Origin of the sequence: Micromonospora sp. NPDC005220, assembly GCF_040607895.1 — a bacterium.
Taxonomy (GTDB): Bacteria; Actinomycetota; Actinomycetes; order Mycobacteriales; family Micromonosporaceae; genus Micromonospora.
Genome location: NZ_JBEXHP010000229.1, coordinates 1 through 2,597, shown reverse-complemented (window position 1 = coordinate 2,597; position 2,597 = coordinate 1). Strand labels below are relative to the sequence as shown.

Genomic DNA, 2,597 nt, shown 5'->3' with positions numbered 1-2,597 from the left:
CGCGGACCAGGGCGCGGCCGTCGAAGAGGGAGTTCTCCTGGCGTACGGCCGGCACGCCGAGCCGTGCGGCGGCCACCGCTCCGGCGACCGCGAACGGCTCGTACAACACCAGATCCGGCCGCCACCCGGTGGCCAGCGCGACCACCGGGTCGGTGAGCTGATCGTTGAGCGCCCCGAACAGCAGGCCGGCGCCCCGGGTGCCGGCGGTGCCGGCCAACTCGGCGCGGGCGATCAGCGGATGGCGGGGAAAGACGCGCAGTGCGATCCGCCCGAAGTCGAAGCCCGGTGCGATGTCGTGCACCGGCAGACCGGCCTCGGCGGCGGCCAGGCCCCCGCCGCCGGTGGCCACCAGCACGTCGTGGCCGGCGTCGCGCAGCGCGACAGCGAGCGGCACCAGCGGGAAGACGTGCCCGACGAGCGGGGCGGAGACCACCAGCACACGCATGAGCCGGATCCTATGTCGACGGCGACATCGAGGTGGGTCGCTGGTCGACGATGCGGCGCATCTTGCCCATCGCGCAGGATCATCATGTCGTCGGTCTGGGCGGTGATCTTCTCGGTCCGGCGCATCGGCCGGGCGGTGCCGGGCAGCAGTCGCGGGTCAGGTCCCGGGTGCGGTAGCGCACGACCGGCATCGCCTGCTTGGTCAGCGGGCGGCCGGCAGCCGGTGCAGGGCGTCGACCAGCGGCGCCAGCTCGGGGGTGGCCTCCGCCTCGGCGAGCGCGTCGGTGAGCACCCGGTCGTGGGTGGGGCGGGTCTGGGCCAGCAGCTCGGAGCCGGCCGGGGTCAACTCGGTGTAGATGCCGCGCCGGTCGTCGGCGCAGAGGATCCGGGTGAGCAGCCCCCGCTGCTCCAGGCGGGTGACCAGCCGGGTGGTGGCGCTGCCGGAGAGCGCGGCGGCGCGGGCGAGCTGGCTCATCCGCATGTGCCAGCCGTCCTGCCGGGACAGCGCGTCGAGCACCGTGTATTCCACGACGGAGAGGCCGTGACCGGCCTGTAGGGCCCGCTCCAGGGACGTCTCGATCAGCCCGTGCAGGGCGGCGAGGGTGCGCCAGCCCTGCGCGCGGATCTCAACCGCGTCGTCGGCGATGCCCATGGCGGCCTCCTCGGTGTGATCTGAACGGACCCCAGGCTAGCACGCTTGCGCTGATATAAAGCGCGTGCAACTATTTCGTTGCCGGCGCGTGTAGTTGCACGCGCCGCATATCTGTTCCCCTCCCGATGGGAAGACGATGTCCGTACGCCACACGTCCCTGCCGCCCGGCCTGATCGCGCTGGCCATCGGCGCCTTCGGCATCGGGCTCACCGAGTTCGTGATCATGGGGCTGCTGCCCGAGGTGGCCGCCGACTTCGCGGTCACCGAGCCGGTGGCCGGCTGGTTGATCTCCGGCTACGCGCTCAGCGTGGCCGTCGGCGGGGTCGCCCTCACCGCGGCGGTCACCCGACTGCCCCGCAAACCGGTACTGCTCGGCCTGATGGTGCTCTTCATCATCGGCAACCTGCTCTCCGCCGTCGCCGGCGACTACGGCGTGATGATGGCCGGCCGGATCGTCGCCGCGCTCTGCCACGGCGCGTTCTTCGGCATCGGCGCGGTGGTCGCCGCCGGCCTGGTCGCACCGGCCCGCCGGGCGGGCGCCATCGCCATGATGTTCGCCGGCCTGACCATCGCCAACGTGCTCGGCGTGCCGTTCGGCACCTTCCTCGGGCAGCAATTCGGCTGGCGGTCGACGTTCTGGGCGATCACCGTCATCGGGGTGGTCGCGCTGATCGGGCTGGCCCTGCTCATTCCCACCGGCGACACCGCGGACGCCGACCGCCCGGCGGGCGGGCTGCGCGGCGAGTTGCGGGCCTTCACCCACGCTCAGGTCTGGCTCTCCCTGGCGATCACCGTCCTGGGCTTCGGCGGAATGTTCGGCGCGTTCACCTACATCGCCTACACGCTCACCGAGGTCAGCGGCTTCGCCACCAGCACCGTGCCGTGGCTGCTCGTTCTCTTCGGAGTGGGGCTCTTCGCGGGCAACCTGCTCGGCGGCCGGGCCGCGGACAGGTCACTGTCGCGCACCCTGGTCACCGTCCTGGCGGTGCTCACCGTGGTGCTCGTCGGCTTCGCGCTGACCGCCACGAACCCGGTGCTGACCATCGTGGCGCTGGTGCTGATGGGTGGGTTCGGCTTCGCCACCGTGCCGCCGCTGCAAATGCGGATCATGCGCTACGCCCAGCAGGCGCCGACCCTGGCATCCGGGGCGAACATCGCCGCGTTCAACCTCGGCAACGCGTTGGGCGCCTGGATCGGCGGGGTGACCATCGCCGCCGGTTTCGGCTACACCTCGCCGATCTGGGCCGGCGCCGCGCTCACCCTGGCCGGCCTGGGCGTGCTCCTCGGCGCGCTGCGGCTGGCCCGTCGCGACGAACCGACCCGGACCGACGCAAGCCTGGTGGACACGACGGTCTGACCCGCCGGGAGGACAACGCCGGGCCGGGCCACAGCCCCGCCCCGCGTCGCGCTGATCATCGCCCTGCCAAAATACCCCAAATTCAAAATATTTGCAAAAATGTCTGGAAAACATGATAGGCTCGAAAATATCCGGATCGCCAAT

General features: G+C 71.4%; 2 protein-coding genes and 1 pseudogene. 1 reads left to right on the top strand and 2 read right to left on the bottom strand.

The genetic code is table 11. The annotated features are described in order from the left end of the window. Positions 1-445: pseudogene (locus ABZU52_RS32290) on the bottom strand (glycosyltransferase); the annotation flags it as partial. A gap of 201 nt (positions 446-646) precedes the next feature. Further along, entirely contained in the window at positions 647-1,096 is a 450-nt protein-coding gene (locus ABZU52_RS32285; protein WP_124816318.1) for a MarR family transcriptional regulator, read from the bottom strand. A gap of 136 nt (positions 1,097-1,232) precedes the next feature. On the opposite strand from ABZU52_RS32285, the gene ABZU52_RS32280 reads away from it, so the two are divergent. Next, the gene (locus ABZU52_RS32280; RefSeq protein ID WP_354974696.1) at positions 1,233-2,453 is read left to right on the top strand and encodes an MFS transporter; all 1,221 of its coding nucleotides are present in this window, start codon (positions 1,233-1,235) and stop codon (positions 2,451-2,453) included. The last annotated feature ends 144 nt before the right edge of the window (positions 2,454-2,597 follow it).

Bases quoted from the DNA above. Each gene is read 5' to 3' on its own strand.
- ABZU52_RS32285 (WP_124816318.1), bottom strand. From the start codon at position 1,096: ATGGGCATCGCCGACGACGCGGTTGAGATCCGCGCGCAGGGCTGGCGC.
- ABZU52_RS32280 (WP_354974696.1), top strand. From the start codon at position 1,233: ATGTCCGTACGCCACACGTCCCTGCCGCCCGGCCTGATCGCGCTGGCC.